The organism is Desulfonatronum zhilinae (assembly GCF_900182865.1).
In the GTDB taxonomy this organism is placed as follows: domain Bacteria; phylum Desulfobacterota; class Desulfovibrionia; order Desulfovibrionales; family Desulfonatronaceae; genus Desulfonatronum; species Desulfonatronum lacustre.
The window spans coordinates 1-15,734 of the sequence record NZ_FXUJ01000012.1 but is presented as its reverse complement, the minus strand read 5'-3'; the positions used below and the strand labels follow the sequence as shown (position 1 = coordinate 15,734).

Here is a 15,734-nt window from a genome sequence, read left to right as displayed (position 1 = left end):
TTCCATGGCATTCATGTCGTGAAAATCTCCGAACGATCTCAACAAGCAAATACCGGTGTACACTTAGCGTTTCAAATAACTCGAAGTCAATCCGCGTGATGCTTTGCCGGTCAGCCTTCCTGACCGTGTTGATGGCCGCAGGACGGGCAAAAGTTCACCTCGTCTAAAGGAGGCAGAGGGCAGGAACATCCACCGCACAGACGAGGCATGTCGCTGAGCTCCACCAGCAACTCGCCCTCGCGGACCGGAACCATCTTGCGATCCTCGGTGTAGTTGGCGAATTTCAGGATGCGCTTCACCTGACCGTGAACCGGGGAAAGGATCGACTTCTCCTGTTTCATGACGGAAATGTTAAACAGTTCCTCGCCTTGATGGACCACATCCCCGGGCTTGACGTGCATCACCCAAAGGTCGCCGTTGCAGGGTGATCCGACATGGTAAGGGTTGCCTGGAACGGCCATCTCCAATCCTTCCAGGACCTTGCCCGAAGCCTCGGCGACCTTGACCTGGTGCGTGAGAAATTCCGAGTCCAGGGTATAACGGATCACGCTCACACCCTGGGCGTCCGGGCGGGAAATGTCCAAAATCATCATGGTACGGGGCTTGCCGTCGCTGTCCAGGAACTGCATCTCCTGTCCGGGTTCCAGCCCCTCGAACCAGACGTCCAAGGGAAGTTGGTTCGGGTCGCCGAAGCGCTGCCGGAATTCGATGGTCTTCAGGGCGTCGCCGGGGTGGTTCAGATAATTGACGAACTCTTCATGCGAGGGGTCGCGCTGGATATGCGTGGATAGGGTTTGACGTTCCATCTCCAGGTCCACGTCGGCGATGTTGTCCAACGGAGAGGCTTCCACGCGCTGAGCCAGGGCCTTGCGATAGTCCGGACCAAAGGCGCTCTCGTAGACCCAGTCCGCCGGAAAACCCAGGGGCAGCCGCCCGAACTTGCCCAGCAGTAGATTACGAAACGCGTCATTGCTGTGCACGTACAGCTCCAGGCGGGCCCGACGAATATCGTCAGACAGTTCAGCCTCCGGAATGGTGGTCACGGCTTCCAACACCTGGAGCATCCGCCGCACGGCCCGCTCGCCGCCCTGCTTGAACGCCCCGGTCACGGCCAGAAACGCCGTATTCCACGTAACCTGAGATCCGGGCGTGACGTCGTGGTACCGGACGATCTTGCGCGTCCCGGCCAGGAATTTGAGCATGTACGGCAGCAGGTGAATGTAGCCCTGCTTCATCGCCCCTTCCTGGGAAGAAGACGTCGCCCCGCCCGGCATGGCGTGCTCCACCACGTCGTGGTCGATACCCTGGAAATACGGCGCGGTGTAGCGGTCGTAGTAAGGCATGATCTGCTTGAGCACGAAGCCGCAGGTCCGGATCATCTCCTTGTTCAAGTTGGTCTTCAGTCCCAGTTCGTCTTCCAGGTAGGCAGCCGTGGACAGTACCTCGCCCTGGCCGTACCAGCGCACCGCCGCGCCGATGCCCACGTCCACGATATGCGCCCCGGCCTGGGCCGCCGCGCCCACCGCGGGAACGAAGAGGCCGTCGGTGTAGTGGCGGTGATAATGGATCACCAGCTCGGGATATTTGCCGCGAATCGCCCCCACCAACTCCCGCATGAACCGCGGCGGGCAGACCCCGGCCATGTCCTTCAAGCCCAGGGCAAAATGCCGGGTGGCCTTGGTCCGGTCCATGCCCGTGACCCCGGAAACCATGTCCAGGATTTCCTCCACCACGCCCAGATAATGCGGGACGTCGAACCCCTGGGCCCAAGACATCGAAATGGCCGGTTCGAAGATATGCTCACGGGAGTTCAACACCACTTCGGCGAAGGGACGCATGTTTTCGATGTGGTTCAGGAAGTCGAAACAGCGAATCACGTGGTAGTGCTCGCAGACCATTTCCCCGGTCAAGCGCATCACGTTTTTGGATTGCGGCTTATACCCCAAAACGTTGGTGGAGCGGATCAGGATCTGCTTCATGGTCTTGGGCGCGAACTGGTTCCACTCCATGGCCTCGGTGAAGGGGTAGGTCATGTTGGCCAGCATGGCCACGTGGTAGTGGGCCCCGCCGCCGTTTTCCAGGGAGAAGAAGCCGCAGTTGTCCAGGTACGGCCCGATCAGCCGGTCCTCGGCCAGCCGGAAACGATTGCCGCTGTTGGACTGGGTCAGGTCGCGGGTGGTGGTGTCCACGAAGTGGACCAGCCCGGAATCCCGGATGTAGTCCAGAAGAGCCAACCGGTCTCCGCGAGGATAGGCGGGCTTATGGGCCTCGAAGTCGATATGCGGCAGCACCGGCGAGAACCGGCCCACGCGCTTGTCATGTCGGCCCCGGTATTCGCCGAGTTGGACGTAGGGGTTGTGGCCGTGGGCGGAAATCTCGGCCACCAGGCGGGAAAGGCGCAGGGCCTGGGGCTCCTTGTCCACGTATTCCAGGAGTTCCGGGGTTTTGGCGATAAAATTGGTGTCGTAGTCGCCGGACCGGAATTCAGGGTGGAGCATGATCTGACGGTGAAACGGGATGGTCGTCTTCACCCCGCCGACGATGTATTCCCGCAGGGCCCGGCTCATGATACCCAGAATCTTTTCCCAGTCGCGGCCATAGGCGATGAGCAGCGAGGCCGCGGAATCGTACTGGGCCGGGAACTCATAGCCCACGGAAACGCAGGAATCCACGCGGATGCCCTGACTGCCCGGGGAGATATACCGGGTGAGTGTCCCGGAGTTGGGTGAAAAATTCTGCTGCGGGTCTTCGCAGTTGATGCGCACCTGCATGGCATGGTTGGACGGCAGGGTGGTCTTTTTGGAAAAGCGCAACTTGGCCCCGAAGGCGATGGCGATCTGCTCCTCAACCAGGTCGATCCCGTAGCGGCACTCGGTGATGCCGTGCTCCACCTGCAAGCGGGTGTTCACCTCAATCAAATAGGGGGTCGCGTTCTCATCCAGGAGGAATTCCACGGTGGCCAGCGAGTAATAGCCCACGCTGGTGGACAGCTCGCAGGCGTATTTCTTCAACCGTTCCCGCAGTTCCGGGGTAAACTTCGGCCAAGGCGAGGGAGTTATTTCCACCAGCTTCTGATGGTTGCGTTGCACCGTGCAGTCCCGTTCGTCCAGGGCGTGGGAGTTTCCGTACTGGTCCGCCACGATCTGAATTTCAATATGCCGCACCGAGGTCAGCAGCTTCTCCACGTACAGCCGGGGGTTGCCGAAGGAGGCCTCGGCCAGGGCCGAGGCTTTGGCAAAGGCCCGTTCCAACTGCTCGGGCTTGAAGACCTCGTAGATGCCCCGCCCGCCGCCGCCACCCTCGGCTTTGAGCATCACCGGGAACCCCAAGGAATAAGCGATCTCTCTGGCCTCAGCCACGCTCACCGCACCGTCGGAGCCGGGAACCACCGGGACACCCAGCCTTTTGGCCAGCTTCCGGACCTCGACCTTATTGCCGAGCAAGTGCATGGCTTCCGGCGGAGGCCCGATGAAGGTGATCCCGGCGGCGGCGCATTTCTCCGGAAAGGATTGATCCTCGGAAGCGAAGCCCCAGCCGGGATGAATGGCGATCACGCCGCGGGCCTTGGCCTTGCGGATGATCAGATCGATGTCCAGATACGCCCGAGGATTCTCCCCCAGCAGCAACAATTCCTGGGCCCCGGCGGTGAACGGCGCGGTCTTGTCCACGTCCGTGGCCGTCATGATCGGTATGGCGTGAAAAACCTCCTGAATGGAGCGGACGATCCGCCGGGCCGGAATGCCCCGGTTCGCCACGAGAATCGGCTTTCCTTCAATTTCCCTGGCCACTTGCTCAAATGTCTTCGTTGCCATCAATCATCCCTTTCCTCGGTTGTGCGGTTTCATTATAGTCCTGGTGTCGCAACCTGCGGACCTGGTCGCGTGAGAAAAACCGGTTTCGCCGTTACCCTCTCCCGCCCCACTTTCCAGTTCAACTTTCCTAGCCCCCACATCCTTAATCTTACGCAAGGGGCCGAATCTCCCCGGAGGCGATTCGGCGCACCTGACCGTCCACGGAAAGCAGCAAGCCACCGTCAGCGGCCAATCCCAGCACCACCCCGCGGAGTTCGGCATGGCCCTCGTCGTGGTCCGCGACGACAACGGAGCGTCCTTTCCACAGCAGAACGTCCGAAAAGGCCTCGGCGAAATGCTCGGGCCGGAGTACGGGCAAGTTGTATCTGTACCAAGATTCGTACTGGGAAACAAGCCGATCCCAGCACGTTGCCGGACCGATTCGACCGCCCATGGACCCGGCCGGAAACGTCGCGCCATCCCGGAGCATGTTCGGAGGCGGAGCCGCGGCCAGGTTCAATCCCAGTCCGACCATCACGGCTTCTCCGCGCTGCTCGGCCAGAATCCCGCCGACCTTCCACCCGTTCCAGACCAGATCATTGGGCCACTTCAGCCGAACCTCCCAGCCAAGGCTTCCAAGAACCCGGGCCGTAAGCCAGGCCGGAACCAGGGACGTCAGACCGTCCCAGTCGCTCGGAACCAACGGCGTTCGCCAGACCACATGCAGATTGCCCGGCAGCGATTGCCACGGCCGCCGAACCTGCCCCCGCCCGGTCCACTGGGTCACGGCGATCACTGCGTCCCATTCCGCCAGCAAGCCCCAGTTGTTCAACCTCCAGGCCAGGTCAAAGGCCGATGAGCAGTCTCGACACAAAAAGACATTACCCGTCCCGTTTCGATCGGCGGTCCATCCCGTGATCCCCAGAACGCCGCCGTCAGGGTCATCAAGGGCCGCCCTCCCCTCGCGCCACGGCCCCCACTGCCGCATTGCCCGGTCCCAAAGCGGATGGACCGAAGCCATGCCCTCGGGTGTCGAGCCGTGGAACAGTTCGGGTATATTTTCTGAAAACAAAAAAATCGACGACTCCATGCTCATCCCCTGTCTTCGCCTTCACGGCAACAGAACCGCGAAAAATCCATTTCCGTCAAAACAGACCACCCCAAAAACCGAGCCAATCCACCAAAAACCAGGAAAAGCAGCTTTCCAAGATGTATTCGATGCCATCTAGCCTTATCGATGCTCAGTTTTACATTTCAAGCAACACTCAGTATTCGTGCCAACAAGCCGGGTGTTCCGCGCCTCCGATGTTCCGCTCCAAGCACGATTCTCTCGTGCTTGGCGTCACGAGCGTCGTTCACCATCAAACCTCTGCGTCGTCACTGAAACACAGCCATGAAATCACATCTTTCGCTCACATTGATCCTGGCCGGCATTTTTCTGGCCCTGCTCGTCCTTTCCTTGCTTCACGGGACCACCCTCGCAGAGCTTCGATGGGCTCTGATTCCGGCGGCCCTGCTCAGCCTGGGGGCTGTCCTCGGCCTTGGCCATCGTCGAGACAAAAATGTCCAACGCGCCATCCATCTGCTGCGCCTCGCGACGGACACTTCCGGTCGCCCTGAACAGGCCGACCTACCCGGGTCCGCCCCGAACTCACCGGAAACAATTCATTTTCCAAACCTGGATGGCCTGGAGCGGGAACTGGCCGGGCTTGTGTCGGCCTATCAAGACGTGGTCCGGCGTAACCATCAGGAAACCGCAAAGCGCCACTCCCTTTCCGGGCAACTGCAATCCACAAGCACAGCCCTGTCCCAAACCTTGTCCGGGGCTGAACAGGCCCGCTGCGGGACCATTCGGTCCGCCGTGGACGTGCTTCGGGAATCGGTAGGCGGGATCACCCGGGAGGCCGAGAAACTGAAAGCAGCCGTGGACCAGGCGGACCAGGGCGCCCAGCGTCAACAGCGGCACACCATCGAAGCCGCCGCGGCCATGGAGCAGATGAACGCCTCCATTCTGGAAGCGGCCCGCCACGCGGGGGACGCCTCAACCAGTTCATCCCAGGCCCGAAGCAGGGCAGAGGCCGGAGCGCGAATCGTTCGGGAAACCCTGGACGCGGTCACGGCCGTGGCCGACAAGGGCGGCGAGTTGTCCGGCTCCATCGCCGAACTGGGGCGTCAGGCCGAAACCATCGATGGGATCATGGACGTCATCTCGGACATCGCGGACCAGACCAACCTATTGGCCCTGAACGCGGCCATCGAGGCGGCTCGGGCCGGGAACGCCGGGCGTGGTTTCGCCGTGGTGGCCGACGAGGTGCGCAAGCTGGCCGAAAAAACCATGAACGCCACCAAGGATGTGGGGCATGAAGTGCAGGCAATCCAAACCCGTGTCCGAAAAGCGGTCCAAGAGGTCCGCGAAACCATGGATCTGGTGGACAAGACCGTGGCTCTGTCCAACGAATCCGGAGCGTCTTTGGCCGAAATCGTCGATCTGTCCCAGGAATCGGCCCTTCAAGCCCAATCCATCGCAGAGGCCGTGCATCAGCAATCCAAGGCCAGCGAGGAGATTACCAGGACATTGACCGAGGTCAGCTCCATCTCCACCACCACCCAGGACGACATGAGCCGTTCCCTTTCTGAAATTGACAACCTCTCCCGCCGAGTTCGGGACCTGATCACCCTGACCAGGGTCTTCGAGTTGATCGGCAAAGGGGCCGTGCAAGAGCTGGTCGACTCCCTGGCCCGCTCCAAGGAGGTCCTCTCCCTGGACCGTAAGGCGATGGAAACAACGATGCGCGAAACCGTCTGCCGCAATAATTTTCTCGAACTGCTCTACATCACCGACGCCCAAGGCATCCAGCTCACGGCGAACATCCCCAGACCGAGCCTGGAATCCTCCTCGGACCGGAATGCCTTCGGCAAAGACTGGAGCGCCCGCCCCTGGTTCACCGAGGCCATGCGCACCCCCATCCCTTACATCTCCAATGTCTACACGTCCCAAGCCTCTGGAGAACCCTGCATCACCGTGTCCACCCCCTTCCGCGACGCCGAAGGGCGTGTCCTGGGCGTCATCGCCGCGGATGTACGGCTGAATTGAATACGCCTACTCCGCTTCCAGGTACTTGCCTCGAATGGCCTCAATGACGTCCAGAATCGACAGGAAGGCGCTCACGACCTCGGGGTCGAACTGGCGCCCGGATTCCTCGCGGATCACGTCCAGGGCCATGCCCATGGTCCAGGGTTCCTTGTAGGCTCGTTTGGATATCAGGGCGTCGAACACGTCCGCCAGGGCCACGATGCGGGCCGGCAGGGGGATGTCCGCCCCCGCCATGACCCCGACGGTCATGGCGTCCATGCCCTCGATGTTGGACACACGGCCCGGGTAGCCCTTGCCGTCGAAGCGCTGATGGTGGTTCAGGGCGATACCCCGGGCCATGACATCCAGCTCCGAGGCCGCGTTGCGGAACAGGTGCGCACCATACAAGGTATGGCGTTTCATGGTCTCGTACTCCGATTCGGTCAGCTTGCCGGGCTTCTTGAGGATAACGTCCGAAATGCCCACCTTGCCCACATCGTGCAACATGGCGGCCACCCGGATCAAGTCCTTGCGCCGCTTGATCTCCGAGGCATCCAGTCCGCTCTCCTGTGCCATGCGGTGATAGATTTCCGCGGAATACGCCCCCACCCGCTGGACATGCGGCCCGGTCTCGGCCGGATCCCGCAACTCGGACATGCGGATGGTCCGCAGGATCAATTCGTTGGTGGTCATGCCGGTTTCAATGCAGGCCGAGGCGTGATTCGCCAGCAGGCAGACGCAGGAGACGGACTCCTCGGAGAATGGAACCGCTTTACCGTCCTGGTCCAGGGAGTTGATGAGCTGGAGCACCGCGCAAACGCGGCCCTGGAAATTGATCAGCGGCAGGGAAAGGACGGACTTGGTATGGTATCCGCTCTGCTTGTCAAAGGCCGGGTTGAATTTGAAGGGGTACGAGGCAGGCAGATCATAGACGTCGTCCAGACGCAATATTTCGGAGTGCTTGGCCGAATATCCGGCAATGGATTGGTCGTTGATGGGCAGGGAGGCGTTGAGATAGAGGTGCTTGTTGATTCCGTGGGCGCTGAACAAAAAATCGTTATGCACGATGCTGAACACGAGATGATCGCCCTTGACGAGAAAAATCGACCCTGCTTCGGCCCGGCAAATCCTCCTGGCTTCCAGCAGAATGCGGTCCAGAATGGCGTCCATGCCCCGCAGCTCTCGCAAGGACGTAAAAATGTCCAGAATATGGTCCAGGTTGCCGTCTAGCGCACACTGACCGGAACTCTTCATACTGCTTTCTCCTTACCCCATTATAGTCAATTGTGAACGTACGCCGAAAAGGAAAAACAGCGCCCCTGCATTCGCTCACATCATGTCGGTTTCCTGTAATGCCGAACGATACTCCGGCCCCCATTTTCGCAAGATTCCCAAAAGGTCGGCCATGTTTCGCTCCAGGTACATGGCGTACAAATCCTGGTCCACCTGCCACCTGACCCGGAAATGATGGCGGACCAGGGGGCTGAGATTTCCCAGCGGCCCGCGCAGCCGGGCCCGGACGAACCCGGCGAAGCCCGGGGTTTTTTGGACCATGTCGTACTCGTCGGCAAACCCGCCGACCCCGCCCTCCACGAACTCGGCATACAGGAGGGGGAGCTTGGGCAGGTAGCCCCGGTCGGCCATCTGGGCCATCAGATCCGCGGAGGCCAGGGTCTTGCCCAGCAGGTCCGTCTCCTGATCGCCGGTTTCAGGCTGGTGCTCCGGAGTGAGGTCCGTGAACCGGATTATCCGGGCGCATTGCCCCGCATCCACGCCGATGTCCCGGGCGGCCAGGTATCGCTCGGCAAAAACGATGCCGCGCTGAACGTGGGTCGTGGCGTACCTGGCTCCGGTACCCTCCGTATCCCAAGCCTCCTGGATGAAGCCGATATCGTGAAACAACGCGGCGAACAGCACGCACTCGGCGCCCCGCCTCGACACGGACATTCCGGAGATCTTCATGCCGTGCAGCAGGCGCGCCGCGGCCAGGGTCACGTCCAGGGCGTGGGACAGGTCGTGGTAGCCCGTGGTGCAGTGTCTGTAGCCAGGGAACGTCCCGGCGAAAATCGCGGCCACGTCGGCCACCAGGGCCGGGATGTCCATGAAGGCCCGTCCCGGGTACATGTCGGACACAATCTTCCGGATTTCACGGGCAACGTTCTCCGTGCCCCTGACGGTGAAAATCTCTTTCGCGATGCGTGCCATGTCGTCCCTGCTCTAATCTCCCTGGCCGACTCAAGGCTCAGGTTCTCAGGTAGGCCAGCCTTCCGGTGGTCATGCGCAGTCGCTGGCTGAGCAGGCGGGCGATCAGCTTGAGCATGGTGATCCCGATCTGGGGATGCTCTTCCAGTATCCGCTCGAAATTCTCCGCGGACATCCAAAGCAGGGTCACGTCCGAACCGGCGAAAACACTGGCGGAACGCGGCTGGCTGTCGATGAATGCCATCTCGCCGAAATGGGTTCCGGCCTTTAGGGTCACGACGACCTTCTCCAGCGTGTCGCTGCTCTGTTTGACAATATCCACCTGCCCTTCGATGATAAAGGCCATGTGCCGGGAAACCTCCCCCTGCTCCACAATCCGCTGTCCTTTGTCATAGGTTTGAATCGACATGTACCTGGAAATGGCCTCCAGATCCTCCCCGCAAAACTCCTTGCCCCAGGTGGTCCACTCCAGCATGTCCACGATCCGTCGCCTTCCACTCATCATAATTTCTCCTTGATAATATGCCGCCTCCACCGCATCATTTTCCCGCGTCGCCCCGCGACAGATCTTTGCCGTGCCAAGTCCGCTTCCCGAAAATCAACCCGCTGCCGGCCTCGTACTCCGCCAAGCTCCGCTGTACCCCCAGGCCGTAGCGACCCAGATCGTCGTCCAGAGCGTCCCCGGGCGGATGACCAGACGTCTGCCCCCCCACCAAGCCGAACAGCCGCCGCAACCGGCCAATAGAGCGTTTATTCATCTCCGTCCACCGATTCACGTCTTCCCAATGCCGGGCCCGACCGCCTTTCTGGTTGTAGTTGTGATAGGCCACGACCCGACTGGGGTTGAACAGATCCCAGCCGTGGGTCCACAGGCGCACGGCCAGGCTGATCTCCTCCCCGAGAAAGTACAGCCATGGATCATAGGGCACTTCCCGGATCACCCGGCCAAAAGTGAACAGCATCCCGGCGCTGACCAGCCAGACCGGAAAGGGCGGGTGTAACTCTCCCGGCATGGCCAGCAGGGCCGAATGTTGGTGGAGGATGCCCTGGTCGTCGAAATGCCGGGGCCGGATCTCCACGATGCCGTCGGGGGCCAGATCGCCGGGAGGGGTGAAGGGCAAGGGATACGTGGAGAGCACCGGATTGGGGCTCCGGCAGGCGTACAGCGTCTCGATGAGCAGTTCGTCCCAGCCCTGGACGAAGCGCATGTGGCTGTCCACCTGGAAATAATACGCCTCTCCCTGCCAGAGCTGCTGGATGCGCGACCGGGCCCAGCACGGCCCGCGGCTGTCCCGGGCTGGAAGCAGAACCTGCCGAACCTGTCCGCTTCGCGCCCCCACGTCGAGATACGGCGGATCATGCTCCGGATCAAACTGCCAGCATACCCCCAGCACGAGGCGATCCGGGTGCGCGGCCTTGGCGAACAGATCCCGTGCGGTGTTCAGGCAGTCCGGATCCCGGTAGGCCGGAATGCTGACGAAAATCCTGGGTTCGGCAAGCGCCACGACCCGACCTCACCGCTCCTGCAAGGCCCCGGCGAACCGGGCGGTGAACGGCTCCAGCAGGTACTGCATCACCGTGCGGGTTCCGGTGTGGATGTAAACCATCATGGTCATCCCGGGAAACAGATGATAGCGGGCATCCCCGCTACGGAAATAGTCCTGCTCCGTCTCCACCCGCACTAGGTAGAACACTCTGCCGTCAGGAACGGAGGTGGTATCCGGGGCCACGTGGATCACGCTGCCGTGGATCTTCCCGAATATGGCCGAATCGCTTCCAGCCAGACGCACGGCAGCGGCCTGCCCTTCCCGGACAAACCCGATGTCCCGAATGGACAGCTGCGCCTCGATGATCAGGCGGTCTTCGGACGGAACGATGTCCGCCACGGTCTGCCCGGGCAGGACCACTCCCCCCAGGGTGGAGACATGCAGCGTTTTGACGATGCCCTCCACCGGGGAACGGATCACCGTTCGATCCAGACTGTCCGCGAGCCGCGGCAAGCGTTGCGAGGCTTCTTCCTTCTTCTGACGGGCCTCTTTCAGCCGGGACTCCAGGTCCTCCTGGTAGGCGTTGCGCATCCGCTCCAGCCGGACCCGGGCCTCGTTCAGGGCGGAACGGGCCGCGGCCAGGGCGGACTCGTCCTCTTCGATCCGGCCGCGCAGTTCTCCGGCCTCGCGGAGGTACCCAAGATGACGATGCTGCGTGGTCAAATTGTCCTTGAGCAACTCTTCGCTCAGGGCCACCTGCTCCTCCACCAGCTTCAGGTTTTCCCGGGCATTGCGCACGCGCGCGGAAATCTCGGCCAGGGCGTGCTCCCGCTGGCGGATCAGCTCCGTCTGGCCCGAAATGTCGCTTTGGTGCCTGGCCACGGAGACCCTGAACAACGACTCGGCCTGCTCCACGAGTTCCGGATGCAGATCCAGCAGATCCCGGTCAAACACGGGCGTCGTGTTCGCGGCCTGGGCTTCCAGCACCGCGATGTCCACCCGCAACCCGGTGATCCGGCTCTGCAGCTCCTCCACCCCCGCTCCGCTCTGGATCTGCTCCAGTGAAACCAGGGGGTGACCCGGGCCCACCCGCTCACCTTCCCGGACATGGATTTCCCGGACGATCCCCCCCTCCAGGTGCTGGACCACCTGGACCCGACTGCTCGGGATCACCTGCCCGCCGGCCACGCTGACCACGTCCAGACTGAACATTGCGGCCCACGCCGCAAATGCCGTGACCGCCAGGGCGCACAGCCACAAAACGAGGCGCGGCGTCCGGTTGCCGGTGAGGTTGTCATGGTTCATCGATGCGCTCATGAGCCGCCACCCTGGACCGCGCCGGGCTGAGTCACCCTGGGCACCGGCTTGATGTTCAGGTCCAGGAACAGACCGGCCAAGTTCAGGACGCGCATGTCGTTGGAGAAAATGAGGATCGTCTTTTGTCGTTGCTCCAGGTCTCTGATCACGTCGAGCATCGTCCGGCAGCCTTCCTTGTCCAGGGCCTCCGTGGGGTCGTCCAGGAGGACCAGCGGGCCGTCCGCGGCCAGGGCCCGGGCCAGGGCCAGACGCCGCCTGACGCCTGGGGAAAGATGGCGTCCGCCGTCCGCGAGGATCTGCTCCAGCCCCTGGGGATGGGCGTTCAAGTATGGTCGCAGCCCGGAGCGTTCGATGATTCCCGGCAGGTTTTCGTCCGTGATGTCCGGATTGGCCATGCGGATGTTCTCACGGATGGAGACGTTCATGAAAGACGGCTCCTGGGGCAGATAGACGAGTTGGCGGCGCCACCAGGCCGGAGCGACCTGGCGCAGATCCAGCCCGTCGACCATGATCTGCCCCCTGATGGGCGTCAGCAGCCCGACCACCAGCCTGGCCAGGGTGGTCTTGCCCGAGCCGTTGCGCCCGGTCACGACCAGGACGTTTCCCGGCGCGAGGCTCAGGGACAGTGATTCAAAGAGCGGCCCCGGCGCCTGGGGCCAGGCAAAGGCCAGGTCCACGAAGTCCAGGCGGCCCTTGCAGGATTCCACGGCCAGCCCTTTATCCGGCTCCAGGGGCAAACCAGCGACAAGCCCGAGCTTGGCGGTCTGCTCCTGGGCCGAAGTCATGGCCGAGAGGGCGCGAATCAGCCGTGAGACGACGCCCATGGGCAGCCCGGCCAGGAACGAGGCCCCGATGACCGCGCCCACGCTGAGCTGACCCTGGACCACAAGCCGGGCACCCAGGGCGATGATCACGGCGCGCATCAGCAACCCGGCGGCCTCGCTCCCAGCTTGGGAAACGCTTTCAACGCGAAACGTGGATGCGCGCAAGGACTGGATGCGTCGCATATGGGCGTTCCATGACCGGACCAGAAAATCCTGCCCCCCGAAGGCGCGCACGGTGTCCGGCTCCTGCAGGGCCTGGGCCGCCACGTGCCGTCCGGCCGTCACGGCTTCCCCGAGCTCCTTGGCCGGCTTGCGCGCCCCGTACAGCCCATGCAATCCAAACAAGGCAGTCACGGCCAGACCGGCCAGGGTCGCCAGACCCAGCTGCGTGCTGAGCAGAAAGATCAGGCCCACGGAGAGCACGGCAAAGGGCGCGTCCAGGACCGCGCCGATGTTCTGGGGGGAGTACGCGGCCTGCAGGGCCTGGGGCCCCTGGACGGCCTCCATGACCTGGGTCTTGGGCAGCCGGGCCAGGGCAGCTGGCCTGGAGCGGACCACGGCCACAAAGGCCTGGTGCAGCCGCTGGGATTCACGGTCTCCGGCCACATCCTCGGCCAGGCGGTTCCGGGCCAGGGTGAAGGCGGACTTGAACAGCACCGCCAGGATCATGCCCACGCTCAGGGTGATCAGCGTCCCGTCGAACCCGCTGGAGACGTAGCGGTTGAAGACCAGGATGAAGAACAACGGCGGGGTCAGGGCCAGGACGTTGATGAACAGCGAGGCCGTGAGCAGCTCCAAGGCCAGGAGCGGTTTCGCCCGCAGACGGGCCAGCAGTTCCTTCACGGTTCACCCTTCATTCAGCGTGCTCTCGTGTGTGGTTGTTCCGGTGAGTTGTGGCGACGGCCCGCTCTCCGCCCCCTCACCCCTCGGCCAGAAGCTGGACAAGTTCCAGATGCCTTGGCAGGCAAACGGTCTTCAGGTCGTATCGTTCCACGACGGTCCGTCGGGCCGCCCGGCGCAGCGCCGTAAAGGACGCTCCGTCCGCCAGCGCTTCAGCCACCGTGTCGGCCAGTCCCCGGACATCGAAAAAATCCACCAGCAGTCCGTTTTCACCATGCCGGATCACCTCCCGCACCGGCGCGGTGGCCGAGCCGACGACCAGACATTCCGCGCTCATGGCCTCCAGCATGGACCAGGACAGTACGAAGGGGTAGGTTAGGTAGACGTGTACCGAGGAGATGCGCAAGACGTCAAGAAAGACCTGATACGGCACTTTGCCCACGAAATGGACCCGGCTCATGTCCAGGTCCTTGCCCACCTCGTCCAGAAGCATGCGCCGATAGGTTTGCCCGGGCGGCGGCTTGCGGCCGTAGCTGACATCGTCTCCGCCGATGATGATCGCTCTGGCCTTGGGCCGGTTGCGCAATATGTCGGGCAGGGCGCGCATGAAGACGTGAACCCCACGATACGGCTCCAGGTTGCGGGCCGTGAAGGTGACCACCTCGTCGTCTTTCGTGAGCTTCACCTCGTCTCGCCGCAGTCCCACCACCGCGTTGGCCTTGGGGCGGACCGCGTCCGTGTCGATGCCGTCGAACACGACCTCGATCCTGTCCTGATATTCCCTGGGATAGCGGCTGCGCTGCCAATTGGTCGGGGCCACGCCCAGGTCGGCGGCGTCCAGGCTGATCAAATTGTGGGCGTTCTTCAGACGCAGCCGGAACAGGTCTTCCTCGCTCGGCGGGCCGGAAAACTCCGGATCAAAACCCACGTCCCCGCCCCTGGCCTGGTAATAGAATTCGCAAAACCCGAGCATTCTGCTCTCCGGCCAGACGTCCTTGAGAAACAATGCCTCCCCCCAGCCCGGATGCACGCAGATCACGTCCGGGGAAAAGCCCTGACCGCGAAGCTCCATTGCCGCCCGGGCAACGGCCTCGCCTCGGAGAACCTTGACCTCCTGCTCGGCCAGCCAGGGGTGGATGTTCGGAGTGGGTTGTCTGGGGATCCGGTAGGTGTGAATACGCACCCCGGGCAGGGACACTCCGGTACGGGTGCTCAAAGCCAGAACCTGATTGCGCGGGTCCGCGGCCAGGGCCGGGGCCAGGTGGAGATACTGGCCGGGGAAGTTCTGGTGGACGAAGAGGATGTTCACGGGAGATGAAAGGCCGCCAGCGGAGTTTTACTCAGCTCTCGGCAACAGGCGGATGGGTGAAGAGCGTGAAAACCAATCCGGGAACATATTCGAAATGACGATCCATGGTGATCAGCTCCGCGCCGGTTTCCATGGCTTGCGCGGCGATCCAGATGTCGTTGGAGGGGATCGGAGTGCCTTGCTTTTTGAGCAGTTGGGCTATCCTGGCATACCTGTCCGCCGTGATTTCCGTCAGCCGGATGCTCTCCACGGCGGGATTGTCCAGAAAGCGTTGCAATTCTTCCATGTTCTTGTCCCGTCGCGTGCCGCCACGGAACCCGAACAGTAATTCGCCGAGCACGATGGGGGAAATCAGGATCGAGTCCGCCCGGACCAGGCATGCGACAAGGCTTTCATGTCCCAGTTTGAAACCGACATAGGCGTTTGTATCAAGAATAAGCCTCATTTCCACATCTCAGCGTCAATCTGGTTGCAGGGTTCCATGGCGCGTTCAAACTCAAGGACCTCATCCCTGCTCCACCCGCCTGCCAGTTCCCGGAGTGACGAGGCGGGAGCCTTCTGTTCCTGAAAAAAGGTGTGAATGGTCTCCTTGAGTACCTGGTTGATGGATTTTTGCCGACGCTTGGCCATGCTGCGGATTTTTTTCTCCACGGCAGGGTCCAGGCCCCGGATAGTGACTTGCTGCATGATTCGTCTCCTGATTTTTATGAATCACACTACGAGGCATGAACATGGGTGTCAATGAGCATGTCAAGCATATCCAGATGTCCCTTGCTGCAATGGTATTCAACTGAAATTAAAGAATCCTGGCCCAGAGGACCAGGATTTAGGCCACCCCTGAAAGGGGTATGCACTGCCTTGCTCCCTGAGGAAGCAAGGAGTAGCCCGCAA

At 62.0% G+C, this 15,734-nt stretch carries 12 protein-coding genes; 1 reads left to right on the top strand and 11 read right to left on the bottom strand.

What is annotated here, in order from left to right:
* Window positions 1-110: 110 nt before the first annotated feature.
* Both AC559A_RS10720 and AC559A_RS10715 read right to left on the bottom strand, forming a co-directional pair.
* A complete protein-coding gene (locus AC559A_RS10720; RefSeq protein WP_498817921.1) occupies window positions 111-3,812 on the bottom strand; it encodes a pyruvate carboxylase in 3,702 nt (1,233 codons plus the stop codon).
* Between the two features lie 148 nt (window positions 3,813-3,960).
* Window positions 3,961-4,881 (bottom strand): biotin--[acetyl-CoA-carboxylase] ligase, encoded by a 921-nt coding sequence (locus tag AC559A_RS10715; protein ID WP_498817920.1) that lies wholly within the window; start codon window positions 4,879-4,881, stop codon window positions 3,961-3,963.
* A gap of 303 nt (window positions 4,882-5,184) precedes the next feature.
* Here AC559A_RS10715 and AC559A_RS10710 point away from each other — a divergent pair, with 303 nt between their 5' ends.
* On the top strand, window positions 5,185-6,885 hold the full coding sequence (locus AC559A_RS10710) for a methyl-accepting chemotaxis protein (protein ID WP_498817919.1): 1,701 nt from the start codon (window positions 5,185-5,187) through the stop codon (window positions 6,883-6,885).
* 6 nt (window positions 6,886-6,891) lie between these two features.
* Here AC559A_RS10710 and AC559A_RS10705 read toward each other — a convergent pair whose 3' ends face one another.
* From AC559A_RS10705 to AC559A_RS10665, 9 genes are all read right to left on the bottom strand, one after another.
* On the bottom strand, window positions 6,892-8,118 hold the full coding sequence (locus AC559A_RS10705) for an HD domain-containing phosphohydrolase (protein WP_498817918.1): 1,227 nt from the start codon (window positions 8,116-8,118) through the stop codon (window positions 6,892-6,894).
* A gap of 75 nt (window positions 8,119-8,193) precedes the next feature.
* Complete coding sequence (locus AC559A_RS10700) at window positions 8,194-9,069, bottom strand: metal-dependent phosphohydrolase (protein ID WP_498817917.1); 876 nt, start codon at window positions 9,067-9,069, stop codon at window positions 8,194-8,196.
* 37 nt (window positions 9,070-9,106) lie between these two features.
* Window positions 9,107-9,571, bottom strand: a complete 465-nt coding sequence (locus AC559A_RS10695) for a Crp/Fnr family transcriptional regulator (protein ID WP_498817916.1) — start codon at window positions 9,569-9,571, stop codon at window positions 9,107-9,109.
* Window positions 9,572-9,605: 34 nt separating this feature from the next.
* Window positions 9,606-10,571, bottom strand: a complete 966-nt coding sequence (locus AC559A_RS10690; RefSeq protein ID WP_498817915.1) for a GlcNAc-transferase family protein — start codon at window positions 10,569-10,571, stop codon at window positions 9,606-9,608.
* Between the two features lie 9 nt (window positions 10,572-10,580).
* On the bottom strand, window positions 10,581-11,858 hold the full coding sequence (locus AC559A_RS10685; RefSeq protein WP_498817914.1) for an HlyD family type I secretion periplasmic adaptor subunit: 1,278 nt from the start codon (window positions 11,856-11,858) through the stop codon (window positions 10,581-10,583).
* An 8-nt stretch (window positions 11,859-11,866) separates the two neighbouring features.
* Window positions 11,867-13,537, bottom strand: coding sequence for an ATP-binding cassette domain-containing protein (locus tag AC559A_RS10680; protein ID WP_498817913.1), 1,671 nt, complete (start codon window positions 13,535-13,537; stop codon window positions 11,867-11,869).
* A gap of 76 nt (window positions 13,538-13,613) precedes the next feature.
* The gene (locus AC559A_RS10675) at window positions 13,614-14,843 is read right to left on the bottom strand and encodes a glycosyltransferase family 4 protein (RefSeq protein WP_498817912.1); all 1,230 of its coding nucleotides are present in this window, start codon (window positions 14,841-14,843) and stop codon (window positions 13,614-13,616) included.
* A gap of 31 nt (window positions 14,844-14,874) precedes the next feature.
* Complete coding sequence (locus AC559A_RS10670; RefSeq protein WP_498817911.1) at window positions 14,875-15,288, bottom strand: type II toxin-antitoxin system VapC family toxin; 414 nt, start codon at window positions 15,286-15,288, stop codon at window positions 14,875-14,877.
* Window positions 15,285-15,530 (bottom strand): hypothetical protein, encoded by a 246-nt coding sequence (locus AC559A_RS10665; protein ID WP_498817910.1) that lies wholly within the window; start codon window positions 15,528-15,530, stop codon window positions 15,285-15,287. Before AC559A_RS10665 ends, AC559A_RS10670 begins: the two co-directional genes overlap by 4 nt.
* Window positions 15,531-15,734: the final 204 nt, after the last annotated feature.